This window comes from Pseudomonas sp. PS01303 (genome assembly GCF_029959385.1).
Classification (GTDB): Bacteria; Pseudomonadota; Gammaproteobacteria; order Pseudomonadales; family Pseudomonadaceae; genus Aquipseudomonas; species Aquipseudomonas rustica.
Map to the genome: position 1 here is coordinate 1 of NZ_JASCPK010000329.1, position 463 is coordinate 463.

A 463-nucleotide genomic window follows, 5' to 3' on the forward strand; every position below is an offset into this window, starting at 1 on the left:
AAATGGTGGTGGGCATGGCGGAGGCGGTGGCGGTGGCGGTGGCGGTGGAAATGGTGGCGGTCATGGCGGCAGTGGCAATGGTGGAAGTGGCCACGGTGAGGGCGGCAGTGGTCACAGCGGCAGCGGCCAAGGCTCCGGACACTCGGGCAATTCCGCGTCATCCTCCGGCCGCAACGGCACCCACGCCGAACCGGGCGATGATCACGGTGTTCACCGGGCGGGTGAAGTCGGCGACGATCATGGCGTCCATCGCGCCGGTGAAGTCGGCGATGACCGAGGCCTGCACGCAGCGGGCGAACCGGGTGACGATCGCGGTGTGCACGTCGGCGGCGAACCCGGCGATGACAAGCGCACCAACTGACCTCTAGAGCCCACCGCAATTCCTGTGGGAGCGGGCTTGCTCGCGAAGGCGTCGTGTCAGTCAATTGTGTATTAGCGGACACGACGCTTTCGCGAGCAAGCC

1 pseudogene is annotated in these 463 nt (G+C 66.7%); it reads left to right on the forward strand.

The features are described from left to right. Nucleotides 1-361, forward strand: a pseudogene (locus tag QMX93_RS30840) (hypothetical protein); the annotation flags it as partial. Nucleotides 362-463: the final 102 nt, after the last annotated feature.